The 25,461-nt window shown below is 64.5% G+C and carries 25 protein-coding genes, 1 tRNA gene, 3 pseudogenes and 2 riboswitches; of the genes and pseudogenes, 11 read left to right on the top strand and 18 right to left on the bottom strand.

The window, feature by feature from the left end; all coding sequences use genetic code 11:
• Positions 1-137: 137 nt before the first annotated feature.
• From ACSKB9_RS08215 to ACSKB9_RS08200, 4 genes are all read right to left on the bottom strand, one after another.
• On the bottom strand, positions 138-1,025 hold the full coding sequence (locus ACSKB9_RS08215) for an ABC transporter permease (RefSeq protein ID WP_229190462.1): 888 nt from the start codon (positions 1,023-1,025) through the stop codon (positions 138-140).
• Between the two features lie 3 nt (positions 1,026-1,028).
• Positions 1,029-1,970, bottom strand: coding sequence for an ABC transporter permease (locus ACSKB9_RS08210; protein WP_028336105.1), 942 nt, complete (start codon positions 1,968-1,970; stop codon positions 1,029-1,031).
• Between the two features lie 160 nt (positions 1,971-2,130).
• Positions 2,131-3,489 carry a D-amino acid dehydrogenase gene (locus ACSKB9_RS08205; RefSeq protein WP_438072461.1) on the bottom strand — a complete coding sequence of 453 codons (1,359 nt, stop codon included), beginning with the start codon at positions 3,487-3,489 and terminating at the stop codon, positions 2,131-2,133.
• 65 nt (positions 3,490-3,554) lie between these two features.
• Positions 3,555-3,669, bottom strand: a riboswitch (glycine riboswitch).
• Between the two features lie 3 nt (positions 3,670-3,672).
• A riboswitch (glycine riboswitch) is annotated at positions 3,673-3,779 on the bottom strand.
• Positions 3,780-3,870: 91 nt separating this feature from the next.
• Complete coding sequence (locus ACSKB9_RS08200) at positions 3,871-5,001, bottom strand: M20/M25/M40 family metallo-hydrolase (RefSeq protein WP_438072459.1); 1,131 nt, start codon at positions 4,999-5,001, stop codon at positions 3,871-3,873.
• A gap of 265 nt (positions 5,002-5,266) precedes the next feature.
• Here ACSKB9_RS08200 and ACSKB9_RS08195 point away from each other — a divergent pair, with 265 nt between their 5' ends.
• Positions 5,267-6,886 (top strand): ABC transporter substrate-binding protein, encoded by a 1,620-nt coding sequence (locus tag ACSKB9_RS08195; RefSeq protein ID WP_225160283.1) that lies wholly within the window; start codon positions 5,267-5,269, stop codon positions 6,884-6,886.
• A 353-nt stretch (positions 6,887-7,239) separates the two neighbouring features.
• Here ACSKB9_RS08195 and ACSKB9_RS08190 read toward each other — a convergent pair whose 3' ends face one another.
• Positions 7,240-7,482: a hypothetical protein gene (locus ACSKB9_RS08190; protein ID WP_438072457.1), complete on the bottom strand. Its 243-nt coding sequence runs from the start codon at positions 7,480-7,482 to the stop codon at positions 7,240-7,242.
• A gap of 168 nt (positions 7,483-7,650) precedes the next feature.
• Positions 7,651-7,737 (bottom strand) — tRNA-Leu (locus tag ACSKB9_RS08185).
• A gap of 224 nt (positions 7,738-7,961) precedes the next feature.
• On the opposite strand from ACSKB9_RS08185, the gene ACSKB9_RS08180 reads away from it, so the two are divergent.
• Positions 7,962-8,396: a twin-arginine translocation pathway signal gene (locus ACSKB9_RS08180; RefSeq protein WP_438072455.1), complete on the top strand. Its 435-nt coding sequence runs from the start codon at positions 7,962-7,964 to the stop codon at positions 8,394-8,396.
• 39 nt (positions 8,397-8,435) lie between these two features.
• On the opposite strand, the gene ACSKB9_RS08175 is transcribed toward ACSKB9_RS08180, so the two are convergent.
• Together ACSKB9_RS08175 and ACSKB9_RS08170 are read right to left on the bottom strand one after the other, a co-directional pair.
• Positions 8,436-9,638 (bottom strand): FAD-dependent monooxygenase, encoded by a 1,203-nt coding sequence (locus ACSKB9_RS08175; RefSeq protein WP_438072453.1) that lies wholly within the window; start codon positions 9,636-9,638, stop codon positions 8,436-8,438.
• Between the two features lie 7 nt (positions 9,639-9,645).
• Positions 9,646-9,891, bottom strand: coding sequence for a zinc-finger domain-containing protein (locus tag ACSKB9_RS08170; protein ID WP_018272338.1), 246 nt, complete (start codon positions 9,889-9,891; stop codon positions 9,646-9,648).
• A 234-nt stretch (positions 9,892-10,125) separates the two neighbouring features.
• On the opposite strand from ACSKB9_RS08170, the gene ACSKB9_RS08165 reads away from it, so the two are divergent.
• The gene (locus ACSKB9_RS08165; RefSeq protein WP_438072451.1) at positions 10,126-11,259 is read left to right on the top strand and encodes a hypothetical protein; all 1,134 of its coding nucleotides are present in this window, start codon (positions 10,126-10,128) and stop codon (positions 11,257-11,259) included.
• A gap of 57 nt (positions 11,260-11,316) precedes the next feature.
• Positions 11,317-12,062 (top strand): annotated as a pseudogene (locus tag ACSKB9_RS08160) (alpha/beta fold hydrolase); the annotation flags it as partial.
• Here the strand turns inward: ACSKB9_RS08160 and ACSKB9_RS08155 are convergent.
• Positions 11,943-13,448, bottom strand: coding sequence for a hypothetical protein (locus ACSKB9_RS08155; RefSeq protein ID WP_438072449.1), 1,506 nt, complete (start codon positions 13,446-13,448; stop codon positions 11,943-11,945). The pseudogene ACSKB9_RS08160 and the gene ACSKB9_RS08155 overlap by 120 nt on opposite strands.
• A 195-nt stretch (positions 13,449-13,643) precedes the next feature.
• Between ACSKB9_RS08155 and cysE the strand changes: the two are divergent.
• Together cysE and ACSKB9_RS08145 are read left to right on the top strand one after the other, a co-directional pair.
• A pseudogene (gene cysE / locus ACSKB9_RS08150) lies at positions 13,644-14,472 on the top strand (serine O-acetyltransferase).
• 193 nt (positions 14,473-14,665) lie between these two features.
• Entirely contained in the window at positions 14,666-14,878 is a 213-nt protein-coding gene (locus ACSKB9_RS08145; RefSeq protein WP_021077729.1) for a DUF3126 family protein, read from the top strand.
• Positions 14,879-14,996: 118 nt separating this feature from the next.
• Here the strand turns inward: ACSKB9_RS08145 and ACSKB9_RS08140 are convergent, their stop codons facing one another.
• Entirely contained in the window at positions 14,997-15,707 is a 711-nt protein-coding gene (locus tag ACSKB9_RS08140) for a hypothetical protein (RefSeq protein WP_438072447.1), read from the bottom strand.
• Between the two features lie 219 nt (positions 15,708-15,926).
• Between ACSKB9_RS08140 and ACSKB9_RS08135 the strand changes: the two genes are divergently transcribed.
• Both ACSKB9_RS08135 and ACSKB9_RS08130 read left to right on the top strand, forming a co-directional pair.
• Positions 15,927-16,256 carry a DUF6949 family protein gene (locus ACSKB9_RS08135; RefSeq protein WP_028336117.1) on the top strand — a complete coding sequence of 110 codons (330 nt, stop codon included), beginning with the start codon at positions 15,927-15,929 and terminating at the stop codon, positions 16,254-16,256.
• Positions 16,257-16,448: 192 nt separating this feature from the next.
• Entirely contained in the window at positions 16,449-16,979 is a 531-nt protein-coding gene (locus ACSKB9_RS08130; protein WP_028336118.1) for a gamma carbonic anhydrase family protein, read from the top strand.
• Between the two features lie 4 nt (positions 16,980-16,983).
• On the opposite strand, the gene ACSKB9_RS08125 is transcribed toward ACSKB9_RS08130, so the two are convergent.
• Positions 16,984-17,253 (bottom strand): hypothetical protein, encoded by a 270-nt coding sequence (locus tag ACSKB9_RS08125; RefSeq protein WP_438072444.1) that lies wholly within the window; start codon positions 17,251-17,253, stop codon positions 16,984-16,986.
• 87 nt (positions 17,254-17,340) lie between these two features.
• On the opposite strand from ACSKB9_RS08125, the gene ACSKB9_RS08120 reads away from it, so the two are divergent.
• From ACSKB9_RS08120 to ACSKB9_RS08110, 3 genes are all read left to right on the top strand, one after another.
• The gene (locus ACSKB9_RS08120; RefSeq protein ID WP_310881147.1) at positions 17,341-17,655 is read left to right on the top strand and encodes a hypothetical protein; all 315 of its coding nucleotides are present in this window, start codon (positions 17,341-17,343) and stop codon (positions 17,653-17,655) included.
• A gap of 155 nt (positions 17,656-17,810) precedes the next feature.
• On the top strand, positions 17,811-18,308 hold the full coding sequence (locus ACSKB9_RS08115) for a hypothetical protein (RefSeq protein WP_438072442.1): 498 nt from the start codon (positions 17,811-17,813) through the stop codon (positions 18,306-18,308).
• A 371-nt stretch (positions 18,309-18,679) separates the two neighbouring features.
• On the top strand, positions 18,680-18,829 hold the full coding sequence (locus tag ACSKB9_RS08110; RefSeq protein ID WP_156436402.1) for a hypothetical protein: 150 nt from the start codon (positions 18,680-18,682) through the stop codon (positions 18,827-18,829).
• 457 nt (positions 18,830-19,286) lie between these two features.
• On the opposite strand, the gene ACSKB9_RS08105 is transcribed toward ACSKB9_RS08110, so the two are convergent.
• The 7 genes and pseudogenes from ACSKB9_RS08105 to ACSKB9_RS08075 all read right to left on the bottom strand — a co-directional run bounded on the left by ACSKB9_RS08105 (position 19,287) and on the right by ACSKB9_RS08075 (position 25,203).
• On the bottom strand, positions 19,287-19,778 hold the full coding sequence (locus tag ACSKB9_RS08105; protein WP_076830140.1) for a hypothetical protein: 492 nt from the start codon (positions 19,776-19,778) through the stop codon (positions 19,287-19,289).
• 188 nt (positions 19,779-19,966) lie between these two features.
• On the bottom strand, positions 19,967-20,497 hold the full coding sequence (gene fabA / locus ACSKB9_RS08100) for a bifunctional 3-hydroxydecanoyl-ACP dehydratase/trans-2-decenoyl-ACP isomerase (RefSeq protein WP_438080109.1): 531 nt from the start codon (positions 20,495-20,497) through the stop codon (positions 19,967-19,969).
• A gap of 33 nt (positions 20,498-20,530) precedes the next feature.
• Positions 20,531-21,163, bottom strand: a complete 633-nt coding sequence (locus ACSKB9_RS08095) for a TetR/AcrR family transcriptional regulator (RefSeq protein WP_438072440.1) — start codon at positions 21,161-21,163, stop codon at positions 20,531-20,533.
• A gap of 50 nt (positions 21,164-21,213) precedes the next feature.
• Complete coding sequence (locus ACSKB9_RS08090; protein WP_438072438.1) at positions 21,214-21,465, bottom strand: hypothetical protein; 252 nt, start codon at positions 21,463-21,465, stop codon at positions 21,214-21,216.
• Positions 21,466-21,960: 495 nt separating this feature from the next.
• On the bottom strand, positions 21,961-22,575 hold the full coding sequence (locus ACSKB9_RS08085; RefSeq protein ID WP_438072436.1) for a transglutaminase-like cysteine peptidase: 615 nt from the start codon (positions 22,573-22,575) through the stop codon (positions 21,961-21,963).
• A 332-nt stretch (positions 22,576-22,907) separates the two neighbouring features.
• Positions 22,908-23,525 (bottom strand): PilZ domain-containing protein, encoded by a 618-nt coding sequence (locus ACSKB9_RS08080; protein WP_028336124.1) that lies wholly within the window; start codon positions 23,523-23,525, stop codon positions 22,908-22,910.
• Positions 23,526-23,582: 57 nt separating this feature from the next.
• Positions 23,583-25,203: pseudogene (locus ACSKB9_RS08075) on the bottom strand (FAD-dependent monooxygenase).
• Positions 25,204-25,461: the final 258 nt, after the last annotated feature.

The raw sequence follows: 25,461 nt of genomic DNA, 5'->3' as shown, positions 1-25,461 counted from the left end.
GGGTCTCTTGGCGCTGCGAAGGAATTTACCCACTGTCATTCCGGGATGGTGCGCCAGCACCAGACCCGGAATCTCGAGATTCCGGGTTCGATGCTTCGCATCGCCCCGGAATGACGGCTTCAGAAGAGCTGAAGCCGTCACTTGCCCTCACGCTGCTTCATGCGTGGATCGAGCGCGTCGCGCGCGGCGTCGCCGATCAGGTTGACGCTGAGAATGGCGATCGAGAGCAGCAGCCCCGGCCAGAAGATCAGCGACGGCTTGACCTGGAAATAGGCGCGGCCCTCGGCCATGATGTTGCCCCAGGTCGGCGTTTCCGGCGAGATGCCGGCGCCGAGGAACGACAGGATCGCCTCGGTCAGGATCGCGGACGCGCAGACATAGGTGCCTTGCACGATCAGCGGCGCGATGGTGTTCGGCATCAAATGCCGCCACATGATCTTCGGCAGGCTGGTGCCGAGCGAGATCGCGGCCTCGACATAAGGCTCCTCGCGCGCGGTCAGCACCACCGAACGCACCAGCCGCGCCACGCGCGGGATCTCGGGGATGGTGATCGCGACCATCACGGTCCAGATGCTGGCGCCCGACAGCGACACCACGGCGATCGCGAGCAGGATGGCGGGGATCGCCATCAAGCCGTCCATCACGCGCATCAGCACCGCATCGACCCAGCGGAAGAAGCCGGCGACGAGGCCGATCAGAAGGCCGATGGCGATCGAGCAGACCGCGGCGCCGAGCCCGATCACCAGCGAGATCCGTGCGCCGTAGATGATGCGCGACAACAGGTCGCGGCCATAGGCGTCGGTGCCGAGCAGATATTGCGCGCTCGACGGCTTCAGTCGCTGCGACGGCGTCAGCAGCAGAGGATCATGCGGCGCAAGCAGCGGTGCGAAGATCGCCATCAGGATGATGAGGGCGAGGCTGATCGTCGCAATCGCGATGATCGGCGTCGACGTCAGGAAGCCGAACTTGACGCGGAACGGCCGGGTGACGGGAAGCGAGGATTCGGGAAGGGTTTCGATCGCCATTGCTCAGTACCGGATACGAGGATCGAGCAGGGTGTAGGCGAGGTCGATCAACAGATTGACCGCGACGTAGATACCCGACGTCAACAGGATCATCGCCTGGATCACCGGATAGTCGCGCGCCAGCACCGCGTCGACGGTGAGGCGGCCGATGCCGGGCAGGTTGAACACGCTTTCGGTGACGACGACGCCGGAGATCAAGAGCGCGAAGCCGGAACCGATCACGGTGATGACCGGAACCGCGGCGTTGCGCAGCGCATGGCGCAGCAGCACGCCGGTCTCGCCGATGCCCTTGGCCCGCGCCGTGCGCACGTAATCTTCGCCGAGCACATCGAGCATCGAGGCCCGCGTCATGCGTGCGATCAACGCGACATAGATGAAGGAGAGTGTGCAGGTCGGCAGGATGAGGCGCTGGAAGAACGGACCGAAGCCGGCCGAGATGCTCTTGAAGCCCTGTACTGGAACCCAGCGCAGATCGATCGCAAAGATCTGGATCAGCACATAGCCGATCACGAACACCGGCACCGAGAAGCCGAGCACCGAGAGCCCCATCACGAAGCGGTCGATCCAGGTGCCGTGCTTCCACGCCGCGATCACGCCGAGCGGCACCGCCACCAGGATCGAGAGGATGATGGTGGCCAGCGCGACCGAGATCGAGGGCTCGAGGCGCGGGACGATCATTTCGAGGATCGGCTTGTTCGAGATCAGGGAGACGCCGAGGTCGCCGTGCAGCAACTTGGCGATCCAGGTGTAGAACTGGATGTAGATCGGCTCGTTCAGACCAAGCGAGGTCCTGATACGTTCGAGCTGTTCGGGAGTCGCGTTGTCGCCGGCGAGGATGGCGGCCGGGTCGCCCGGCGTCAGCCGCAGCAACAGGAACACGAACAGAGCCACCACGCCCATCACGGGAATGGCGGCGAGGATGCGGCGAAGCAGATATCCGAGCAAATTTGATCCGTTGGGTTGTGGTCGATGAAGTCCCCAGCGGGACCGTTGCACACCAGACCGTAGCACAGATGGTAGCAGACTCACGGTAGAACTTGAGCAAGTCCCATGCCATCGGTGCTGCGGATTTTGCGGTGCAGCTAATCAGTCCTGTTGGCCGCGATTATTCCTCCGGTGAGGTTCGAAGCAGTCCACTGGAAGGTGGATTGATTTCAGCTTTGCGCGCGTTGGCAGGCACGTCGAGCCCGGCACCGAACGTCGGCGCCATCGGCGGCGTGTCGAGGTCGCGCCAATCGTCGATCGCCTGGGCCACCATCTGCGCCGTCGCCGCCGACAGCGTCCAGCCGAGATGACCGTGGCCCGTGTTGTAGAACACGCCCGGAATCCGTCCGGCGCGAACCACCGGCATCATGTTCGGCATCATCGGGCGCAAGCCCGCCCATGGCACGACTTTCGACGTATCGATCTCCGGGAAATGATGCCGCACCCAGTCCACCAGCGGTTGAATGCGATCGGCACGAATGTCGCGGTTGAAGCCGTTGAACTCGGCAGTGCCGGCGACGCGGAAGCGGTCGGCGCCGAGCCGGCTGGTGACGATCTTCGCAGCTTCATCGAGCAGGCTGACGGTTGGGGCCGCATTCCGGCTTTGCGGCGCATCGAGCTGCACCGTGATCGAATAGCCCTTCACCGGATAGACATTGACGCGGTCGTTGAGCAGGCTGGCGAAGTGGCGGCTCGCCACGCCGGCGCAAATCACGATCCCGTCCGCCTGCAACTGCTGTCGCGTCGCGACCGCAGCATCATGTGAAGCTGCTTCGTTCCAGCCGATGCGGAAGCCGTCATCGCCGCGCGCGATCGTGTCGACGTCGGCTTCATGGACAAAGCTCGCGCCACGGCGGATGCAGGCGTCGGCAAGCCCACGCGTGAACTTATGGATATCGCCGGTCGCGTCCGACGGCGTGAAGAAGCCGCCATAGCAGGCCGTCTGCAGCGCGGGTTCGATGACGCGGATCTCGTCCGGCGTCACCGGCCGGCGGTCGAGCCCGCCCTGCCGCAGCAGCGTGTTGACCTTGAGGCCGGCTTGGAAGCCGGCCCTGTCGTGATAGACGTGCAGGATGCCGCGGCGTTCGAGATCGAAGGCGATGTTCTCGCGCTCTGCGATCGAGAACAGATGCTTGCGCGCTTCGATGGCGAGCTTCGTGGTCTCGATGGTGTTGCCGCGATAGCGCGTGATGTGGCCTACGAACTCGCCGATCCAGGAATATTTGTGCCAGCTCGGCTTCGGGTTCATCAGCAGCGGCGCGTCGCTTCTCAGCATCCAGCGCAGCCCCTTGAGGATGGTCGCAGCGCTGTTCCACACCTCGGCGTTGCTGGCGGAGAGTTGTCCGCCATTGGCGAACGAGGTTTCCATCGCGGCGTAGCGATGCCTGTCGAGGACAGTCACCTTGTAGCCGCGTTCAAGCAGGGCATAGGCCGTCGTTACGCCGGTGATGCCGGCGCCGATGATCGCGATGTGTGGCATGATAGTTGTCAGGCTCCCGTGGGTTAGAGTCGCCGAACCACCGGTGAAACCGGCATCGGCGCCCCATCTGTCACGGTACCTGAGAGCTTGATCCGCATCGGGCCGGGGCCAGAAGCGAACTATCCCCTTCGGTGGACGTCATGGCCCTTGATGTGCGGCCATGTTCGTCTCTCTCCAGATCGTCCTGACGATACAGTCCTTTTGCCTGAGAGTTTCCGGGGCGGTTGCTCCGTCGGCGCCGAAGGCAACAACACGAATGTTGTCGCTTCGATCTCTCCCGCATCGTCGCGTTGGACGGCCGGACCGTAGGCGAAGCCTTAAAAATGGACAAGGCTAAATTTCGATCCGGCAGTGCCAACGTGTTGTGCAGTGCAATCGATGTCAGTCCAGCGTTGCCAGCAGCGCCGCCATCAGGCGGCCGCGTTCGGCGAGGCTGTCGACCTCGATGTGCTCGTTGAGCGTATGTGCATCGGCGCCGCGAACGCCGAGGCCGTCGAGCGTGGGGATGCCCATCGCGCCGGTGAAGTTGCCGTCCGAGCCGCCGCCGGCGCTGCCATGCGGCAGATCGAGACCCATCGCTGCCGCAAGGCCTTTTGCCTTTTCATAGAGCGCCATGGTGCCGGCATCGGGCTCCCACACCGGGCGAGTGACGCCGCGCGTCACCTTGAAGGTCACGTCGTTGGCGGTGCCCGACAGTGCCAGCATGCGCTCGACGCCGCGGTCGAGATCGGCCTGGCGCTTGGCCATGCTGAGCGCTTCGCCGGTGCAGGTCGTCGCGACGCAATTGACCCACTGGCCGCCATGCACGATGCCGACCGAGAAGGTGCAGTCCTCGGTGGTCATGCCGTCGATGGCGATGATCTGCCGCGCCATCTCGCGGATCGCGGAGCGGCCGGAAGACAGCGTCGCGCCGGCATGGCTGGGCTTGCCGGTGGCTTCCAGATTGAAGCGCGCGATCGCATAGCGGCCGGTGACGACGCCGTTGTTCGGACGGCCGGGCTCCGGCACCAGCACGTACTTGTTGCGCGCGGCTTCCGCCTCGATGATGTCGCGCGTCGACGGCGTGCCGACCTCTTCGTCGGGGGTGAACAGCACGGTGATCGGCAGCGGGGTCGTGAAGGAGGCGCGCGCCAATTGCCTGAGCGCCTCGATCGACAGGTAGTTGCCGCCCTTCATGTCGAAGATGCCCGGCCCGAAGCACTTGTTGCCTTCGCGCCGCCACGTCAGCTTCTCGATGGTGCCGACGGGGTGAACGGTGTCCAGATGGCCGGCGATCAGGATGCCGGGCTGGCCTGGTTTCGGATGGGGGAAACGGGCGCGGACGCAGCCCGCGAAGCCCTGGCGTCCGGCGATGCGCTCGATCGTCGCACCCATGATCGCCATCTCGCGGGCGGCGAGATCGAGCATGCGTTCGACCGCGGCGGCGTCCCAGGTCGGGCTTTCGCATTCCACCCAGCTGCGCAGGCCTTGCAGCATCGTTTCGGAATCAAAGGGGAGATTGGCGGGGTTCATCGTTGTTCTCTCTTGTTGTTCTGACGGCGCCGGCATCGCGCGCGCGTTACGAAAATCTCAGCCGACGATTTTGTAAAGCCAAAATCTGGCGCGCGGCCTCATTCGTTTGTGTACGTCCGATGCGACCTGAAACCGATTGACGCGCTTGGCGCTTGGTGCAAGTCTCGATTTCACAAGCCATACAGCATGTTAGTTCGCCTAAATAACGAACCACATGCATAACGAATAAGCCGGCTTTGACCAGTTACACGTCAGGAGAGATTGCATGTTCCCTATCTCGCGTTGGAAACACCGCACGCTAGCGGCCGCGTTGACGGCGCTCGCGCTGTCGTTCGCGCCACAGGAATTGTCATTCGCGCCGCAGGCGATGGCCGCGGGCAAGACCATCACCGCGGTGATGCACTCGGATCTGCGCGTCATCGATCCGATCATGACCACGGCCTACATCACCCGCGATCATGGCTACATGATCTATGACACGCTGCTGGCGACGGATTCCAATTTCAAGATCCAGCCGCAGATGGCGGACTGGAAGGTTTCCGACGACAAGCTGACCTACACGTTCACGCTGCGCGACGGTCTGAAGTGGCACGACGGCGCGCCGGTCACCGCGGAAGACTGCGTCGCCTCGCTGCAGCGTTGGGGCAAGGTCGACGGCATGGGCCAGAAGCTGATGGACTTCGTCGCGAGCCTGGAGGCGACCGACGCCAAGACCATCACGCTGAAGCTGAAGGAACCCTACGGCCTCGTGCTGGAATCGATCGGCAAGCCGTCATCGCGCGTGCCGTTCATGATGCCGAAGCGTCTGGCCGAGACGCCGCCGGACAAGCCGATCCCGGAACAGATCGGCTCCGGACCGTTCAAATTCGTGCAGGCGGAATTCCAGCCGGGCGTGAAGGCGGTCTATGAGAAGAACAAGGACTACGTACCGCGCAAGGAGCCGGCGAGCTGGACCGCGGGCGGCAAGGTCGTCAAGGTCGACCGCGTCGAGTGGGTCACGATGGCCGATGCGCAGACCGCGGTGAACGCGTTGCAATCCGGCGACATCGATTTCATGGAGAACCTTCCGTTCGACATGCTGCCGGTGCTCGAAGCCAATCCGGATCTCAAGATCGACGTCCTGAACAAGTTCGGCTTCCAGACCCTCGGACGCATGAACTTCCTCTATCCGCCGTTCGACAACCCGAAGGTGCGCCGGGCTGCGTTCCTGGCGATGAACCAGAAGGACGTGCTCGACGCGCTGGTCGGCAACGCCAAGTACCAGAGGATCTGCGGCGCCTTCTTCGTCTGCGGCACGCCGCTCGAGACCGACGTCGGGGCCGAAACGCTAGTGAAGGGCAACGGCCTGGCGGAAGCCAAGAAGGCGCTTGCCGCATCCGGCTATGACGGCACCCCCGTGGTGATCATGGCGCCGGGCGACGTCACGACGTTGAAGGCCCAGCCGGTCGTGGCCGCGCAGCAGTTGCGCGAGGCCGGCTTCAAGGTCGACCTGCAGGCCACCGACTGGCAGACCGTGGTGACCCGCCGCGCCAGCCAGAAGCCGCCGAAGGAAGGCGGCTGGAACATGTTCTTCACCAACTGGGTCGCGGCCGACGTCTCCGATCCGATCGTCAACGCGTCGATCACCGGTCGCGGCAAGAATGGCGGCTGGTTCGGCTGGGCCGAAGACCCGAAGATCGAGGAGCTGCGTGACAAGTTCGCACGCGCCGGCTCGGCTGAGGAAAAGAAGAAGATCGCCACGGAAATCCAGACCGAGGCCTACGATCAGGTGATCTACGTTCCGCTCGGCCAGTACACCATTCCGAGCGCGTGGCGGAAGTCGCTGACCGGTGTGCTCGACGGCCCGGCGACGCCGATCTTCTGGAATATCGACAAGTCCGAGTAAGCTTGCGGCTTGACGCAAAACAAATGGCCGGGACTTGTCCCGGCCATTTTCTTTTCGCGCTGTCGCGTGTCAGGTGTGGCTGTCGCGGAGCTGCTCCAATCCGTCGCTGAGCGGTGGTCCGCCTTGTGGTGCGTGCTGCGGCGGGGAGGGGCGCTCCTTGCGCTGATCGGGTTGGTCGGTTGCGCGCTGCGCGGATGGATCGTCGTTCGGCATCGTCATGCTCCAATTGCGGCATGACAACGAATACGCAGTGCACGGGTTCCGAACCGGCGACCGCTAATCGCCGTGATCTGGTCTCATGCTGCTCGGGCTCGACAGGCTCGTGAGCTGCGTCGGTCCGATGCCGGTTCCGCTCATCCAGACGCCGCTCCAGCGGCAAACGCGAGCAGTCCGTACACCATGATCGCGCCGCGGATCCATCGCCGATAGATCGCGCGGTCGTCGGGCGCAGCGTCGCGGAATTTCTGTGCATCGAGCCCGTTGCTGCAATGAGCCGCATCGTCGCCATGCTGGAGAGTAAAGGCACCATGATCGCGCGCCGTTTCGCTGGCAATCCGATTGCCCTTCGCAATCCGATTGCAGTTTGCAATCTCCATCGCCGCCTCCGACCAAAATTGATTTCGAAATGCAACAGCCGCGAAAATGCGCGGCCGGAATTTCCAATGCGGGCAAGACTACGACAGACAGCGACCGCGGTGTGTGAACTGCGCCACAGCCGGAAAACACGACGCTGGCCCGCTCGGGTGCGCGTGGCATGCGAAGGTTGGTGCGGGCGGTGGGACTCGAACCCACACGACGTTGCCATCGAGGGATTTTAAGTCCCTTGCGTCTACCAGTTCCGCCACGTCCGCGTTGCGCCAGGCGCGCCGATTTCTAGCGCGTTTGGGCGCCGAGTGGAATTGTCATTATCCGGTGCTAACAGGTGAGCTTTCAAAGGCTTAAGCGGCGGCCCGCAATTCCATTTGCCTCGGCGGCCGAGCATTGGGATAAGCAGCGCGCCGCCGCGATTGAGCCTCAATCCGGACACCGGTGGCTGCTTTAGGCAATCTCAACACTGTCCGGTTAAGAAAGCTGAATGTCCGTTCGTTTCCCACGCCGCCTGATGCTGTCGCGCGCGGCGGCCGTCATCGCGCTGCTCGCCTCGGCCGCGGGCGTTTCCGGCTGCGCGCAGATCGGCGACACCGTGCCGTCGGCATTCGCCGATCCCGCCAAGTACGAGCTTTATGATTGCAAGCAGCTCGAGAACGAGCGCAGCAATCTCAAGACCCGCGCGGCGGATCAGGAAAAATTGATGGCCAAGGCGGAGACCGGCGTCGGCGGTACTGTCGTCTCCGAGATGGTCTATCGCAACGAGCTGATCTCGATCCACTCCCAGCAGAAGCTGGCGGATGAGGCCTGGCGCAAAGGCAGGTGCCATGAAAGCACGCCGGACACGCCTGCGGCCGCTGCACCCGCTGCCCCGACGCCGGCGGCGAAGGGCCCGCGCGCGCCACGGGGCCTCGTCCACTAAGGCTGCGTTTCCGGACGAGTTGGTCGTGATTGGCCGACTTCAGGCGCGCCAGTCGTAGATCCAGTGCTGCCGCGCCAGCATGCGCTCCGGACCGATGGCGCGGATCGCCAGATCGCGCGCGATCGCCGCCGGCCCGCGCAAATGATAGATGCGGCCCTGCTGTCGCGCCAGGCGCTGCACTTTCAGCACGCGCCCGCGCCGCACCCGTGCGTAGCGCTTCAACGCGGCGGGAATGCCCGCGGTGTTTTCCCCGGTGCTGTCGCTCAAGGCCTTGGCGAGCACGGCCGCATCCTCGATCGCCATGCCGGCGCCTTGTGCGGCGAACGGCAGCATCGCATGCGCGGCATCGCCGAGCAGCGTCACCGCGCCTTCGCTCCAGCGGCCGATGTCGGGCAGGGTGAACAGCGCCCATTTGCGCCAGCCGTCGACCGCGCCGATCAGCATCCGCGCCGTCGCGGGCCAGCGCGCGGTGGCGAATGCACCCTTGATCTCGTTGATGTCGCCGGGCTCGCTCCAGCCCGGCCGGTTCCAGGTGCCCGATACGATCGCGACCACGTTGATCTGGCGTCCGGCCGAGATGGGATAGGCGACGAGATGCGCGTCCGGTCCCATCCAGAGCTGCACACGCGGTGCGGTGTATTCACGCGGCAGGGCGGTGGCGTCCAGCGTGCCGCGCCAGGCGATCAGGCCGGAGAATTGCGGCTGTACATCCGGAAACAAATGCCCGCGCACCGACGACCAGATGCCGTCGGCGCCGATCAGCGCGACGGCCAATTCCTCCTGCCGTGAATTGCCGCGGCGTTGCACGACGGTGAGGCCTCGCGCATGCTTGGTCACATCCTCGAACTGGCAGCCGAGCCGCAGATCGATATCGGGATGGTCGCTCGCGGCGGCCTGCAGCGCGGCCTGCAAATCGGCGCGGTGGATCACCCAATAGGGTGCGCCGGCGCGGAACTCGGCGGCCTGGCCAAGCGGCATCCGTGCGATCTCGCCACCGGCCCGCGCGCTCAGGATGTTGACGGATTCAGGCGTGACCGCGCGCCGCGCAAGCGGTTCCTTGAGCCCGAGCTCGACCAGGATGCGGCTGGCATTGGGAGAGAGCTGGATGCCGGCGCCGGCTTCCTCGAGCCGTTCGGCCTTCTCCAGCACGACGACGCGAAAGCCCTGTGCCGCCAGTGTCAGCGACGCCGTCAGTCCTCCGATCCCGGCGCCTGCAACGATGACGGTTCGCGTCAGCGCCACGGAGCGGTCAGGCGACCTTGTCTTTCAGCACGCATTCCGGCGGTCGCGCTTCGCCGGCCGCGAGGTCGGATGCGAAGCGATAAAGCGTCGAGCAGTACGGGCAGATAATCTCGTTGTCATTGCCGAGGTCGAGGAACACGTGCGGATGGTCGAACGGCGGGTTGGCGCCGACGCACATGAACTCCTGCGATCCGATTTCGATCACCGAGACACCGGCATCGTTATGGAAGTGCGGGACGACGTGGTCGGACATATTCTCACCTTGATGGCAACGATGGGCAGACGCAATCAACAGCATGCGGCATCGCGAAATGCCGCGCACCATACTGGCGGGAACAGTTGATTCCTAGAGCCCCGATGGCTCATTTGCTCATGCAAATTCGACACAATCTTGTCGTCCCAGAGAAGCCCTCCTTTGGTCGGAGCCGTTGTGTCGCAAAAACGGCACACTATCTCCAAGGCGAATAAAACTAGAGGTTTTATCGGAATGAATCGGGTGCGCGTCAGCTTGGCGGTGGTCGGCGTGGCGGCAAGTGCTGCCGTGGGCGCGGCGATCTGGCCGCACGCCCGTGACGCCGGCACCGTGCTGGCGGCGCGGGACGATCCCGCTGCGCTCGCCGACATCAGGCTCAATTCCGTGCTGCGCAACAACCCGGCGTTGATCTCGGACAATATCGAGGCGGCGCTGGCCTCCGGAGATGCCGACCTTGCGGCCAGCTTTGTCGAACTCGCCGGCGAGAAGACCATCGCGCTCAGTGATGACCTCACCAAGCGCGTCGATGACGCGCGCGCCGAGCAATCATCCACCATGCATTTCGCCAAGGGCTTCGCCACCGGCCTGGTGACCGGCAATGCCGACGATGTCGCAAGCCTGTCCGGCACGGTCGCCGGCGACCTGTTCGTGTTCGGTGATGTCAGGGACGTCGTGCGCGAGGGCAAGCACCTCGTGATGGGCGAGGACACCGACCAGCTGGTGCTCGGCCTCGCGGCCGCCGGGCTCGCGGTGACCGCGGCCACCTATGTGTCGGTCGGTGGTGCCGGGCCGCTGCGCGCCGGGCTGACGCTGGTCAAGGATACGCGTAAGGCCGGGCGGCTGAGCGAGGGGATGATCGAATGGGCCGGACGCTCGACCCGCGAGGTCGTCGATCAGCCGGCGCTGCGCGAGGCGGTCGCATCCGGCTCGGTGCTGCGGCCGGTGCAAACCGCAACCGCGATCCGCGCGGCCTTCCGAGCCGAGAAGGCGGGCGCGCTGGTGCGCGTCGCCAAGGACGTCGGGCGCATCGGCGAGGCGGCCGGGGTTCGCGCTGCGCGGGATACGCTGAAGGTCGCCGAGAACCCGAAGGAGATCGCGCGGGCGGCGCGGATCGCCGAGGTGAAGGGCGGCCAGACCCGCGCGATCCTGAAGCTGCTCGGCCGCGGCGCGCTGCTGCTGGCGGCCGGCGCATTCAATCTCACCATGTGGCTGTTCGGCGCGCTGCTGGCGCTGTTCGGCTTCCTGTCGTCGATCAAGGCCACCACCGAACGGGCCACCGCCGGGTGGCTCAGACGAAGCAAGGTGCTGCGCCTGAAGCGGCAGATGGCCGCTCAGGCTACCTTGGCGAGTATGCCCGCCCAGGGTTAGGCTTGCGGTCGCCGGTCGATCGCCAATCGCAAATCCCAAGAACAAACGGAATGGATGATGCCGAGTTTCCATCACGGCGATGTTCAAATTGCCTTTATCGACGAAGGCGCGGGCGAACCGATCGTGCTGGTGCACGGCTTTGCCTCGAGCAAGAACGTCAACTGGATCTACCCGACCTGGGTGTCCGATCTCGTCAAGGCCGGCCGTCGGGTGATCGCGCTCGATAATCGTGGCCACGGCGAATCCGCCAAGCTCTACGATGCCGCGCAGTACGAGATCGCGACCATGGCCGGCGACGTGATTGCGCTGATGGACCATCTCGGAATCGCGCGCGCCGACATCATGGGCTATTCGCTGGGCTCGCGGATGACCGCGATCCTGGCGCGAGAGATTCCGATCGGGTGCGCTCGGCGATCCTTGGCGGGATCGGCATCGGACTGATCGAGGGCGGCGGCCCCGGCGAGGCGGTCGCGCTGGCGCTGGAGGCGCCGTCGCTCGACGATGTCACCGACCCGGTCGGCCGTACCTTCCGCGCCTTTGCCGATCAGACCCGCTCCGACCGCCGCGCGCTCGCCGCCTGCCTGCGCGGCTCGCGCCGCCTGATGACGCGCGAGGAGGCGGCCGGCATCCGCGTGCCGGTTCTGATCGCGGTCGGCAGCAAGGACGAGATCGCGGGCTCGGCGTCAGCGCTCGGCCGGATCATTCCGGGTTCGGAGGTGCTCGACATTCCGAACCGCGATCACATGCGGGCGGTCGGCGACAAGGTCTACAAGACCGGAGTTATCGACTTCCTGTCGCGGCGAAAATAGATCGTCGGCTTCATCCCTGGCGAAGGCGCGCGCGGCCGCGATCAACACCACGAAGGTCGCGACCCACACCATGCGCGCGCCGTAGCGGTCGTGCGGTCCCGAGATCACGCCGCAGACAAAGGCATTGCCGAGCAGGGCGAGCGTGACCGTGCCCGCCAGCAGCGTCAGATCGTCGAGCCGCCGCTGCCACAGGCCGCGGCCGAACAGGATGACGACCAGGAGCATCGAGCCCAGCGCGACCGGCACGTGGATGCGGTTGATCGCGGTGAAGTCGAGATGCCAGCGTTGCTGCCGCGCCGCGCGCATCGGCCGGACCTGTTTGGGAATGTAGCGCTCGATGATGCCGTAGGTATGCGGGATCCAGCCATTGGTGCCTTCACCGGTCGCGACGTGCATGAGCTGGTCGGCGGTTGCGGCCAGCGCCGCCCTGGCCTGCCATTCCGGATATTCGGCCAGCGAGCGCAGCACGATGGTGCCCATCTCGTCATTCAGTCCCTTGAAGCGGCCGAGCGTGTTGAACATGCTGTGGCCCCACAGGAAGTCGTCGGCGGTCGGCGGCAACTCGTTGCGATAGGGGCAGAGCTTGAGCTTCTCCGTCGCGCAATGATCGTGCAGATACTGCGCGACGATGCCATCCTGCAGCATGCGGCCGAAGGCGACGCCATAGCCGCCGGGCGTCCAGGCCAGCTGTCCGGACAGCGCAAAGTTCGCCGCCAGCAGCATCGCCGCGCCGGCAACGGTGGTCAGGCTGCCTTGCACCAGGCCCGCGACCGGGATGCGCCGGCCGAGCCACGGACGCAACATCCAGCCGACGCAGCACAGGCCGAGCAGCACCGCCAGCGTCGCGCTGTGCGTGGCGGCCGAAAACGCGATGAAGGCGAACAGCACCGCCTTCTCCAGCGTCGAGATCCGTTCGCCGTGCAGGACGAGGATGAAGAGTGCGAGCACCGAAAGGCCGGCGAAGATGTCGGTCAGCAGCATGCTGGCCAGCCAGGGCAAGGCGGTGGTTGCGATCAGCGCGAGGCTGATCGCGATCAGCCGGACCGGCCGGGCGAGGCCGAGCACGCGCAGCGTCAGCTGCAGGATCCACAGCGTCGCCAGGGTCTGGATGCCGAGGTTGAGCCAGAAGTCCGACGTCTCGCCGACATGGAGGTAGATGCCGAATACCGTGGACCGGCTCGGCACCAGGTAGCCCTCATACCAGCGCGCCAAATAGCCGCCGGTATCCCATTGGAGCAGCGGATAGCCGTTCCAGAAGGCAGGGGCGAGCAGCAGGAGGGGGATGGCAATGGTCGCGATCCAGACCGACCGTGCGTCGGTCAGGCGGGCACCTAAACTGCGGGTATTGATGATGTTTCCCCCTTTATTGGGGCCGACCATGCCCAAAACCACACGGGGGACGAAATCCGCCAATAGTTGCAGAAGCACGGCTTGATTTCGGCAAAATCCCGACCAATTCCCCTAGACGCCGGCCCGGGGTGTTCGGCTGGGGTTTACCGTACTGAGCCATCCCGGGACGCGCTGGGTCCATCGTGCTATAACGCACATCAGAACAACCGAATTGCGAGAGCAGCTATGGCAGTTCATCAGGTCAATCCGCAGGGAGGCAAGCTTGCGGCGCTCGATCCGATCTGGGATCGAATCCGCGGCGAAGCGGAGGACATCCTGCGGCGCGAGCCGGAACTCGCATCCTTCATCTATGCGACCGTGCTGCATCATGAACGGCTGGAAGATTTCGGTAGTCCATCGCATTGCCGAGCGGCTCGATCACGCCGCGCTGTCGGGCGATTTGATCCGCCAGACCTATGGCGAGGCCTTGCGCGATGCGCCCGATATCGGCAACGCCTTCCGCGCCGACCTCGTCGCCGTCTATGACCGCGATCCGGCGACCTCGCGCTTCATCGATCCCTTGCTCTACTTCAAGGGCTTTCACGCGCTGCAGACCCATCGTCTCGCGCACTGGCTGTATCAGAAGGGCCGCAAGGATTTTGCCTTCTACCTGCAGAGCCGCTCCTCGGCCGTGTTCCAGACCGACATCAACCCGGCCGCGAGGATCGGCCGCGGCATCTTCCTCGATCATGCCACCGGTTTCGTCTGCGGCGAGACGGCGGTCATCGAGGACGATGTCTCGATCCTGCATGGCGTCACGCTCGGCGGTACCGGCAAGGAGAATGAGGATCGCCATCCGAAGATCCGCCACGGCGTGCTGATCGGCGCCGGCGCCAAGATCCTCGGCAATATCGAGATCGGTCATTGCGCGCGCATCGCGGCCGGCTCGGTCGTGGTCAAGCCGGTGCCGCACAACGTCACGGTCGCGGGCGTGCCGGCGAAAATCGTCGGCGAGGCCGGCTGTGCCGAGCCGTCGCGCACCATGGACCAGATGCTCGGCGCGATCGGGCTTTGATTTCACTCGCTTTCTGATCGCGGCGCGTTCCTGCGCGAAGTGGGCGCCGGTTCGCGTGAAGAAAACGCCACAAAGCACAAAACGAGAGTCGTGTGCGCAACATCACGTCGCCAAAGCCTGAAAAGGCTCTGGCGATCTTTGCCGTCTCGTCCTAAAACTCCCCCGAAAATCATCGACCCGATTGGAGACGGCCGTGGACGTTCAGGAAGTCAGGAAGCTCGACGCGTATCTCAAACGCGTGTTCAGCAATCCCAAGATCCGCGTGGTGCCGCGGCCCAAGAAGGACGACTCGGCCGAGGTCTATATCGGCGAGGAGTTCATCGGCGTGCTGTTCGTCGACGACGAGGACGACGATCGCTCGTTCCAGTTCCAGATGGCGATCCTGGAAGAGGATCTGGCCGAGTAAGGCGGAACAGCCTCGCCTTCGCACGTCGTTGCGACGAACTCGCGACAAAATTGCAGAGTGATTTTGCGCTGGAGCGACCATCCTTCGCGGACACGTCGCTCCGCTTGCAATGACAGTGTCATCCCCTCGCGCTGTGCATCTGCGCGGAGAGACGGTTCATCGCGGTGGCGATGTCGCGCCACTGCGCGAGCCAGCTGCGCGGAAAGCGAAAGATCAGGTCGGCGCCGTCGATGCGCCGCTCACTCAGGCACATGCCGGGCGTCGAGGTATCGCGCGTGCAGCGCGCGGTCAGCTGCGGCTCGCTCGCGGTGAACAGGTCCTCGCCGCCATAGGGCGTGCCGTCGCGGAACGCGCGCGCCGTCAGGCCGTCATCAATGTTTGCGCGCTCGTCGAGATAGCGCGGATAGATCGTGCGCAGGCGCATGTCCGGCGCGAGTGAATCGTGGTGCGCCGCGATCGATACGAAGATCCTGTCGATCGGCTGCACCTTGTCATCGACCGTATCGGCGCTGTAGTGCTTCGGCGCGGCGGGCGCGTCCAGCGACGGATAGAGGAAGCTCAAATCGACGCGCTCCTGCGGCCCGGAGTGGCGCTGGATCTTCATGCGCACCGCCATCGTCGGCACGTTGAACAGCGTGCCGCCGACGCTCACCGGCAGCCGCCACGGATCGCTCGGCGGGATGGTCGTGTAGGTCGGCCACAGCAGATAGGCGACAAGCGCGACCGCGCCCGCCGCGATCACCGCCGAGGCGATGATCGGAACGAGATGCGCGCGCGGGTTGCGGCGGGTGTCGCGGGCGAGATGTTGGGCGGTCGAGAGAAGCGTCATGAGCGAGGCTGAGATCAGGTCGGGAGTGGCCGAATCATCTGCCGAATATGCCACGTAGCGGGGAATTTCCGTACGATTCCAATGGAATCCGGGACCGAATGGCCATGCGCAAACGCCGCGCCTGATGTGTCCGGTTAACCTTTCCTTAAGGATGATGTGGCGGCAGGCTGCCAATTCTGCGAAGCAGGGCGGGTGGCCTGTTGCGTAGCGGAAGTTCCGATGTCGCCCGATACCTTGAATTCCCTGTTCTCGCTCTTGATCGGTTTCGCGCTCGCGGGCGCGCTGGCCAACGGTTACCAGGCGATGGCGGAGCGCCCGGCCGGTTTCGGTCTGCTGCAGGAGGGCGCGGCGCCGAAGACCTTCGCCGCGGTCCCGTTCCTCGTCTTCGCCGCACCGTTCATCATCATGCGCAACACGCTGCGCGGGGCGCGCATCGAGCGCCGCCGCTTCGAATTCGTGATGATGGCAACCGTCATCTCCGGCTTCTGGAGCCTGATGTCGGGCACCTTCTTCGTGATGACGCTGCGCGCTGCGGGCGTGCTGGCCTGATCCGATCATGATCCGCGGCCGATCACGGTCGCGCTTGCTTGAAACCATGTCGGCCGTCGTGCCAAGGTCTCCTGCGATCAGGGCTTCGGTTCTGATTGAATCAGAAACCGAAGCTCTGGATTTTCGTTTCGACGCGTTTTCTTCACGCGAACCGGTGTCCACTTCGCTCGAAAACGCTCCAGGGAGACCTCAATGGCGATCTACGAACTCGACGGGCAGGCGCCCGATCTTCCCGCCGACGGCAGCTATTTCATCGCCGACAATGCCGTGGTGATCGGCAAGGTCCGCCTCAAGTCCGCCGCGAGCGTCTGGTTCGGCGCCGTGCTGCGCGGCGACAATGAGTGGATCGAGATCGGCGAGGGCTCCAACGTCCAGGACAATTCCACCCTGCACGTCGATCCCGGTTTTCCCCTCAGCATCGGCAACAACGTCACCATCGGGCACAATGCGATCGTGCACGGCTGCACGCTGGAAGACGGCGTGCTGATCGGGATGGGATCGATCGTGATGAACGGCGCGCGGATCCGGCGCGGCAGCGTGGTCGGTGCCGGCTCCGTCATCACCGAGGGCAAGGAGTTTCCGGAAAATTCCCTCATCATCGGCGCGCCCGCCCGCGTGGTGCGTACGCTTGACGCTGCGCAGGCCGAGGCGTTGTCGCGGCCGGCGAAGTCCTACGCCATCAGGGGTCCGCAATACAAAGCGGGACTGAAGAAGATCGGCTGAAGCCTCAGCGCTTGCGGCCGCGCTTGCGCGCGGCGTTTGCTGCCGTGGTGCGAGGCTTCGCTGCGTCTTGCGGTCTCGTTGCCTGTAGTCTTGTTGCCTCCTGAAGTCTTGCGCTCTTGCGCAGCGCATCCTTCAGGTCGATCGGAATGCCGTACTTCTTGAGCAGGTCGGCGAAAGCTTCGTCGGCGAGCTCCTGCAAGGTCGCCATCCGGTCGCGCCCGAGCTGCTTCAGCTTGTCGAAAGTGTCGTCGTCAAACTCGATCAGCTTGCGCAAATTGCATTGCTCCCAAACTGTATTGCTCCAACGCCTGTCGGAACCGGCGTTTTGCGGACTCGTCGACGTCCGCAAGGGAGAATTGCCATGCGCAAATTATCTGTCACCACCGCGCTCGCGACAATCGCGATTGTGCTGACGCCCGCGGTTACCGTCGCCCAAGGTACCGGGACCGGTGCCGGGACCGGCAGCCCTTCGTCAGCCAGCCCGACATCGCCGCAAGCCACTTCACCGCCGGCCGGGACCAACAGCGCCGGGACCGCGCAATCCTCCGGCGGCCCCAATACCGGTAGAGGCGTTACCACCGGATCGGCAACGACGACCGAGAGCGTCGACAAGGCCATCGCCGACGAGAACGAAAAAGTCGAGCGCCGTACGAAAGGCATCTGCCGCGGCTGTTAACTTCTGACGGCCGTGCTTCGATGAACGCGGGTCGCGCAGATGTGAGCGCGACATAGGCGCGCGGTAGAAGCCGCGGTCCTAGATTGAGCTAGCATACGCAGGACGCGGCGGAGGAGGCTTGAAAACAAAGCCTTTGAAAAAAGGAGTAACGGGTGATGTTGCGTAAAACGATGATTGCCTTGCTGGCGACGGCCTCGGTCGGTCTGTTCACCGTCGATGCTGCGTCGGCACGCGGTGGCTTCGGTGGCGGCGGCTTTCATGGTGGCGGCGGCTTCCGCGGCGGTGGCGGATTTGGCGGCTTCCACGGCGGCGGCGCTGCATTCCGGGCGATGGGCGGAGGCGGTGGCTTCCGGTCGGCTGCGATCGGCAGCGGCGGTTGGGCCGGCCGCGGCTGGCACGGCGGAGGCTGGCGTGGTGGCGGCTGGAACGGTGGCTACTATCGGCGCGGCTGGGGCGGCGGCTGGGGCTATCCGCTCGCGGCGGCTGCGGTCGGCTTCGGGCTGGGCTATGACGGCTACTACGGCAATCCATACTACGCCGGCTACGGCTACGACGATGGCTACGGCTACGGTTACGGCGGCTGTTACGTCGTTCGCCGCGGCGTGATGACACCGTATGGCTGGCGCGTTCGGCCGGTGCAGGTTTGCAATTGAGCCATTCGCTCGCGCATGGCCGGTCCATTCGCTCGCCATGCTGATGGTCTTGCAATGATCGGCGCGGCCGGCGTTTCGATGCCCGGCCGCCGCGTTCTCTGTCGCGCACTAGTGTGCTGAATGCGAAGTTCGTGCGATTTCGCGGCAACCACTTTCACGAACTTCGCATTCATAAAGCACACTAGAATTATAAGTTTGCTAGTGTCTTTATCAAATCCGAAGTTCGCTCCGAAGGTGCGGCAAATGATGCGAACTTCGGATTCGGGACACTGGTATGCAGCTTGCACCGCCTTGCAGAAGTCCGTGCGTGAGCGCGCCGCGAAAACAGATGGCCCGGCCGCGATTGAAGCCGGGCCCAGAGGACATCAGAGATGCTGACCATTCCTGACCTGACATTGCTGCTCATGGTGGTTGTTGCGAGCCTTGCCGTTGCGCTGATCTACATGCTGCGCGAGCTCGAGCCGAAGCTTGCGCGGCTGCGACTGCGAGGTGGTCGCGTCTTGCGCGATCGCACCGAATAGGGGCGGCAATTCCGTTCGCCGCGGCTTTGGCCGCGGTGATGCTGCGCATACAGAGTCGTCAGCCGAGCACGCCGTGTTTCTTCAGGCGGTCTGCGTCTTTCGCGCGGCGAGGGCCGCCTTCGGGATCTCGAGCTGGAGCTTTCCTGCCGGGCGGTCGCGAGCGGGATTCAAGGACCCCAAAAAACAAGGCCGTCGACGTAGTATACCGTCAACGACCTTGCCAGCCCCGGATATTGAAATCGGCTCACGCCATCCGGTCATTCGAAGATGACTCGGATTCGAAGGCCAATATGTGAACCAGTTCACAAAGTCAGGATTAATTCACGGTAACGGGCACTCATGATCGGCCGCCGCCGGCAGCCCTCGAGCGCGAAAGTTCCCGTTAGATGATGATCTTGCTCGGGATTTGGCGCATTTTTATGGCTGGGCACCTGGGTGGGCGGGGTCTGCGGGGGCGTCAACCGCGCGACCTGTGGCGCTTCCGGTTGGCGCTACGGGTGGCCTTCGAGCGCTTGCGGGGCGCGGGCTCGGCGGCCGGCTCGTTGGCCTGCGCACTCGCCAGCGACTGGCGCAAACCCTCGACCTGTTCGGTCAGCGCGGCGACCTGGTCGGAGAGCCTCTTCGCATCGGCCGCCTGCAAGGCGAGCTGCTTGCGCATGGTCTGCAGCTGGTCCTGCACCTCCTGCAGCTGGTCGATCGATTCCTGCTGGGTCGCCTCCATGCCCTTGGTCTTTTCCACCAGGGCCTCGGAGACCTGCGCGGTCCGCGCCTGCAACTGCCGCGCGGCGACCATGCGGTCGGTCTCCGGCACGTTGCCGGTGTAGGCGCGCCACAGCGCGATCGAGCCGATCCCGAACAGCACGAGCACCAGCGCCACGGCGCCGATCGCAATCGGCTGCACGCCAATCAGGCTGCTGGCTTGTGAATTCCGGGGGGCAAGTTCGACCATGCGACCAACAACCGGACATCAATTGAAAGGTTCGAAATAGCACAAACCCCGGCGCGGGCAAAACCGGGGGTGTGTAGACCACTGCGGCAGCAGCGAAATTTGTATCATATGTTAGTTTTCGGCCGTGCTGCCCGGCCTGCTCGAGGCACGATCGGCCTCTGGCCGACCCGAACTCAACCTCCCCGAATTCAGCCTCTGGGCGCGATCAGGCCGACCCGCATGTCCCTTGCCAGATAGACGCAAGCGCCGTCGGCGAGCACCCGGCCGTCGGCGATGCCCAGCACCAGCCGGCCGCGCCTGGCCTGGCGTATGTCGACCTCATAGCGCACCAGCCTGGCATCCGGCGTGATGTGCCCCCTGAACTTGACCTCGCCGACCCCGAGCGCGCGGCCCTTGCCCGGCGAGCCCGACCAGCCGAGCCAGAAGCCGATGATCTGCCACATGGCGTCGAGGCCGAGGCATCCGGGCATCACGGGGTCGGCGGCAAAGTGACAGGCGAAGAACCAGTGGCTAGGTGCAATCTCGAGTTCGCCGGCGACGTGGCCCTTGCCGAACGCGCCGCCGTCCAGGCTGATCTCGGTGATGCGGTCCATCATCAGCATCGGCGGTGCCGGCAGCTGCGCATTGCCCGGGCCGAAATAGCCGCCCTCGCTCGAGCGCAGCAGATCGTGCTTGCTGTAGGACGATTGCGGTGCGTGAAAATCGTGCGGATTGAACAAGATGGCCATCGATGTTGGGATTCTGGCTGAAGCTTAGCTGCGGCTGCGCCGCGTGGCTCCTGGCCGCGCGGACAGGGGTTTGGCGGGTAAGCGCAGCGCGGCGGCCATGAAGGCCCAGATGTCGCCGGTCAGCGTTGCCGGATCCGGCCGTCTTTCGCTCATGAGCGCGCCGATCAGCGCCTGGCGGATGCCGCCGATCATCAGCGCGATGGTGAGGTGAGCGTCGATGCCACCGGGCACGATCCCGTCGCGCTGGGCCGCCTCGAGCATGCGGGCGCCGGCTGCAAGCTGCCGGCCGGTGAAGGCGGTCTCGACATCGAGCACCTCGGGCGCGCGGCTGAGCGGTCCGATCACGAGGGGCGCAAACGGGTGATCATAGTGAAAGGCGACATAGGCGCCGATCCGCGCCCTTTCTCGGTCAGCCCAGTCCGTGGCGGACAGCTTGGCACCGCCGAATGCCGCCGCATCAAGCTGTTCATAGAAGCCTTCGACCACGGCGGCGATCAGGCCGGCCTTCGATCCGAAGTGGTGGTAGGCGAGCCCGACCGAGACCTGCGCCCGCCGTGCGACGGCCTGCATCTCGAGGTGCCCATGGCCCTCGATAAGCTCGGCCTGCGCTGCCGAGAGCAATCGTTCCCGTGTCCCGAGGCTCGCCGCGTCCATCATGGGCCCATTCGCTGAATTGAATTCAATTCAACATCGCCGATGCCAGGATGTCAAGCCGCCGACACGGATGGCAAAGCGAGCCGGCGAAGGAAGGCGATGGCGTTTGCGATCAAGACCGAGATCCGAAATCCGCGGGCGAAGGTGTTCACCTTCACCGCGCAGAAGACCATGTATGGCGGGAAGCACATCGCGGCCGACGATGTCGTGTTCGTATTCGCGAGCGAGAACGAGGGCGGCAGCGGCCTGATCGCCCGCGCGATCGTCGCGTCGGCGGACGCGACACCGCGCAAGGTCGGCGTCATCAGGCAGGACGCCGCGCGTCAGCATCACGGTCAGACGCACCGCATCCGCGGCGCGGCTGCTCGGCCGCGACCAGCTCAAGCGCTGCGAGGATTGGGGCGATGGCCGGCCCGAGACCGAGCTGAATTTCAAGTTCTATCGCCAGGCCACCAACAAGATCGTCGGCATCTCAGACGAGACCGCGGCGTTTCTCGATCGGTTCTTCTAGTGTCCCGAATCCGAAGTTCGCATCATTTGCCGCACCTTCGGAGCGAACTTCGGATTCGATAAGGACACTAGCAAACTTATGATTTTAGTGTGCTTTATGAATGCGAAGTTCGTGAAAGTGGCTGCCGCGAAATCGCACGAACTTCGCATTCAGCACACTAGGCGTCGATCGCGCCGCTCAAAAAAGGTGCGGCCACCCTTTGGGGGAAGGGTGGCCGCGCGCGAACCGGTCTGGGACGGGGAGGGGTGGGGATGTGACCGGGTCGCGAACTCGAAATTTCCTGTTCTGCTCAGCGCGAGCTTGCCGTTGCAACTGCCGGGCGGTTGTCACCGAGCGAGACCCACACATTGGGATCGCCCTGCGACTGCCGCTTGACGAAGCGGTAGCCAGTGTCGGTCCAGGCGACGATGCTCTCGTTCTGGTTATCGAGCACGAACTCGCCCTTGTCGGTCTTCACCGTCAGCACTGCGTGGCCTTCGCCCTTCTTGTCGCGGACCACCGTGATCAACAGCGCCTCGCGGGGCCAGCCGGCGTCCATCAGCATCTTGCGCTTCAGGAGCACGTAGTCCTCGCAGTCGCCGTAACCGTCGGATGGCAACGACCATTTCTCGATCACGCCCCAATGATCCATGTCGGTCATCGGCTTGATGGATTCGTTGACCCACTTGTTGACCCGTACGAGGTCCCGCCAAGCGGTCTGCGACAACACGATGTCGCGTGGTTGCGTCGCGCCGCCGCGGCATTCGCCCGGATTGTCGGCACAGAATTCGACCCAGCCGATCGGCGAACGCGCAACGTCACCCAGGCTGGCGTAGACCGGGTCGCCGGCCTTGGCCGACACGCACGCCGCAAACAGGATGGCGGCAACCGCCAAACCTTTCCCCTGTCCCCTGAACCCAAACATCGTGGCCCCCGTTCTTCTTGTTGGGACCACGTTTCGCACAAAGCTTTTGCGCCGCCGCTAAGTACGCAAAGTAGATTTGACGCGAATACTGGTAAAAGCTGCGGCGAATTCGAACTGTACTTGAATCGAATTCGCGTAAAATTTGAAACAACTGCAATTGATTCAAATTTTATGCATTAACGCGGCAAGCGCTGCGCCAGCGCGGTTTGTTGCGCCAAACGCTGGGGCCGTTAACCGCCGATTTTCACCGGGCCAAACGCGCGGAAGGCGGCCACCGATGCACCGGTGGCCGCCTTCGCGGGCCAAACAGGGGTCTTGAGCGCTTTTTCGCTTTACCTCGCGGTAACGCTCTCTTCGAGCGTTTCCGCCGATTGCTCGTGAACGAACTCGAGCGCGAAGCCTTCCTCGAGATTTCGCACCACACGGGCCTGTACCCGCCCGAGCATCACCAGCGATTTCAGCGGCGGGCGATTCTCGGCGGCAATCGCAGCACCGGACAAGGAAAGGTCGATGATGCGGCAGGTCATCCGCGTACCGTCTTCCTGGGTCAGCAGGGCGATCGGGTTGCGCGGCACGATACGGTCGTGGCGGCGATCCTCGGGCAGATTGAGGATGTCGCGGTTGGCGAGCCAGGTCAGCTGCGCGGCGAGCTTGTCGCGCTTGCGCGCAGTGGCGCCGATCGTCATCGCAAAGCCGTTGTCGATGATGCGGGTGATGCGTCCTTCGACCCGGCCGATATGGTCGAGATAGGCGATCACACGGTCGCCGACATTGCCGATGCCCGGCGCCAGCAAAGCGAGGCCGCCCGGCGACATGTTGATAATCTGGCAGGGAAACTCGCGCCGGTCGGGCAGCATGTAGCGGCCGAGCAGGTGCACCTTGACGCGCTGGAAGCGCCGCCGCTCCTCGGCTACGGGGACGACGGTAGTTTTCTTCTGTGCAAACGACATCACGACAAACCCGGCCACCGTCCATTCGGAGCCCCGACGACCCTACGGCTGATAGGGTTAACGGGGCGTTACGGTTGAGGCGGGGAACCCGCACACGGTGCAAGAGAAGTGTGAGTGGAAGGGGCAGGGCCGCGCATCAGGTTCGCCGAACCACCGCGACATGACCTGAGCGGCTTCATCGAGGTGGGGGGCGGTGTCGGCGGCCCATGCGACGAAGCCGTCGGGGCGTACGAGCACGGCATTAAGGCCCAGCCGATCCCGCGCGTCGCTTGCGACATAGCCGATCCGCCCATGCCAGCGATCGGCAAGCGTTTGCAGGGGCGCGCGCCGATCAAAGTCCAGCAGCAGGCCGCGCCCGTTCCTGAGCAGCTCGCCGAGTTTCGTGCCACAGGCGAGCTCGAAGTCGGGCGCGCTGCGGCCCACCAGCGGATGGTTGCCGCCAAGATCGTAGCGCAGCGAAACGCCCCACACGCGCTCGGCAAAGTAGGTCGCGCCGTCTGATGTCGCGATCAGGTCGCGGATGATGGCTTCGAGCGCGCGCGAACTGCGGCTTGGCCGCATCAGCGCGACCTGGGCGCGCGACCAGTCCAGCACCTGCGCGCCCACCGGATGCCGCTCACGCGAGTAGCTGTCGAGCAGGTCCACCGGTGCGTCGCCGCGGATCGTGGCCGCGAGCTTCCAGCCGAGGTTCATCGCATCGCCAAGCCCGAGATTGAGCCCCTGGCCGCCGAGCGGAGAATGAATATGCGCGGCATCGCCCGCGAGCAGCACGCGCCCCTTGCGATAATCCGTCGCCTGACAGGTGCGATCGGTCCAGGTGGTGGCAAGCCGGAGCGCCGTCAACGTGACGTCTGTGCCGGAGACGCGGCGCAGCACCGCCTGCACATGCTCGCGCGTGATCGGCCGGGTTCGGTGGAAGGCGCCGCCGTCGAACTCCACCATCGCGATCGTGCCGGGCCGTGCGTAGGTATACATGCCCGTCGGCGTGTAGTGACGGCCGGTGCGGAGCTTGTCCGGATCTGATATATCGACCTCGACCGAATAGCCGGTGAACTCGGGATCGGTGCCGACGGATTCAAAGCCGCCGGCCTTGCGCACCATGCTGCGGCCGCCGTCACAGCCGACCAGCCAGCGTCCGTGGAACGTCTCGGCACCGTCGCGAACGATCACGCCATCATCCGATTGTTCGAACGCCTCGACGCCTGTGCCGCGCCTGATCTCAACCCCCATCGCGGTTGCGCGCGCGGCGAGGGCGGATTTCGAGCGCCTCCATCTCGACCGCCATGCTGGTGCCTGCCGGGCTCGGCAGACGAAACAGCCACTTCGACGTGTCGAGATCATCGTGAAAGAACTGGATGCCGGCAAAATGGCCGGCCGGGCGGCGCGGCTGTTGCATCCAATGCGCGCCATTCGATGCGCTGCTGCCCGAGCCATCTCTTGCGTGCTGTCGTGCCGCGATGTCATCCAGCATCCCGCGACGATAGAACGCCTCGATGCTGGGCGCCGAAAGGCCGCGCATACCGAAGGGCAGCCGCTTCAGCGGCGAATGCGGATCGGCGGCCTGCTCCAGCACCAGCACCGAGCACCCTGCGAGCCGCAGCTCGCAGGCGAGCATCAAGCCGACGGGGCCGGCGCCGGCAATCACGACATCATGGGGAAGGGGGCGGCTGGTGTGCATGGAGTGCTCCGATGTCGGTGTTCGACCGGAGCGGTTCGTCGGGTTGAGAACCACACGGACGAACACGATGGGCGCCTGGATGGCGTCCGGTGTTCGTCGTGGGGATCTCATGCGCGAGGCAGGAGACCAGAGCTTTCGTTCTCGAAAGGACTTCGATCCGAAAGGACCTTCGTTTTCGAAAGGACTTGGGCTTACCAAACCAAGTCTGCCTTTTCCGACACGGGCGATATAGCGGCATCGCGACGGATCTGCAACGGG

This window comes from Bradyrhizobium sp. BR 1433, from assembly GCF_051547665.1.
Lineage (GTDB): Bacteria > Pseudomonadota > Alphaproteobacteria > Rhizobiales > Xanthobacteraceae > Bradyrhizobium > Bradyrhizobium australafricanum.
The sequence above is the reverse complement of the archived record's forward strand: the minus strand, read 5'-3'. Positions and strand labels throughout refer to the sequence as shown.

What these genes read in the sequence shown, in the direction of transcription:
- ACSKB9_RS08215 (WP_229190462.1), bottom strand. Translation starts at nt 1,025, where the DNA reads ATGGCGATCGAAACCCTTCCCGAATCCTCGCTTCCCGTCACCCGGCCG.
- ACSKB9_RS08200 (WP_438072459.1), bottom strand. Translation starts at nt 5,001, where the DNA reads ATGAACCCCGCCAATCTCCCCTTTGATTCCGAAACGATGCTGCAAGGC.
- ACSKB9_RS08130 (WP_028336118.1), top strand. Translation starts at nt 16,449, where the DNA reads ATGGCGATCTACGAACTCGACGGGCAGGCGCCCGATCTTCCCGCCGAC.
- ACSKB9_RS08080 (WP_028336124.1), bottom strand. Translation starts at nt 23,525, where the DNA reads ATGTCGTTTGCACAGAAGAAAACTACCGTCGTCCCCGTAGCCGAGGAG.
- ACSKB9_RS08195 (WP_225160283.1), top strand. Translation starts at nt 5,267, where the DNA reads ATGTTCCCTATCTCGCGTTGGAAACACCGCACGCTAGCGGCCGCGTTG.
- ACSKB9_RS08170 (WP_018272338.1), bottom strand. Translation starts at nt 9,891, where the DNA reads ATGTCCGACCACGTCGTCCCGCACTTCCATAACGATGCCGGTGTCTCG.
- ACSKB9_RS08180 (WP_438072455.1), top strand. Translation starts at nt 7,962, where the DNA reads ATGTCCGTTCGTTTCCCACGCCGCCTGATGCTGTCGCGCGCGGCGGCC.
- ACSKB9_RS08095 (WP_438072440.1), bottom strand. Translation starts at nt 21,163, where the DNA reads ATGATGGACGCGGCGAGCCTCGGGACACGGGAACGATTGCTCTCGGCA.
- ACSKB9_RS08120 (WP_310881147.1), top strand. Translation starts at nt 17,341, where the DNA reads ATGCGCAAATTATCTGTCACCACCGCGCTCGCGACAATCGCGATTGTG.
- ACSKB9_RS08090 (WP_438072438.1), bottom strand. Translation starts at nt 21,465, where the DNA reads ATGACGCCGACCTTGCGCGGTGTCGCGTCCGCCGACGCGACGATCGCG.
- ACSKB9_RS08140 (WP_438072447.1), bottom strand. Translation starts at nt 15,707, where the DNA reads ATGACGCTTCTCTCGACCGCCCAACATCTCGCCCGCGACACCCGCCGC.
- ACSKB9_RS08115 (WP_438072442.1), top strand. Translation starts at nt 17,811, where the DNA reads ATGTTGCGTAAAACGATGATTGCCTTGCTGGCGACGGCCTCGGTCGGT.
- ACSKB9_RS08135 (WP_028336117.1), top strand. Translation starts at nt 15,927, where the DNA reads ATGTCGCCCGATACCTTGAATTCCCTGTTCTCGCTCTTGATCGGTTTC.
- ACSKB9_RS08205 (WP_438072461.1), bottom strand. Translation starts at nt 3,489, where the DNA reads ATGCCACACATCGCGATCATCGGCGCCGGCATCACCGGCGTAACGACG.
- ACSKB9_RS08165 (WP_438072451.1), top strand. Translation starts at nt 10,126, where the DNA reads ATGAATCGGGTGCGCGTCAGCTTGGCGGTGGTCGGCGTGGCGGCAAGT.
- ACSKB9_RS08110 (WP_156436402.1), top strand. Translation starts at nt 18,680, where the DNA reads ATGCTGACCATTCCTGACCTGACATTGCTGCTCATGGTGGTTGTTGCG.
- ACSKB9_RS08085 (WP_438072436.1), bottom strand. Translation starts at nt 22,575, where the DNA reads ATGTTTGGGTTCAGGGGACAGGGGAAAGGTTTGGCGGTTGCCGCCATC.
- ACSKB9_RS08155 (WP_438072449.1), bottom strand. Translation starts at nt 13,448, where the DNA reads ATGGTCGGCCCCAATAAAGGGGGAAACATCATCAATACCCGCAGTTTA.
- ACSKB9_RS08105 (WP_076830140.1), bottom strand. Translation starts at nt 19,778, where the DNA reads ATGGTCGAACTTGCCCCCCGGAATTCACAAGCCAGCAGCCTGATTGGC.
- ACSKB9_RS08190 (WP_438072457.1), bottom strand. Translation starts at nt 7,482, where the DNA reads ATGGAGATTGCAAACTGCAATCGGATTGCGAAGGGCAATCGGATTGCC.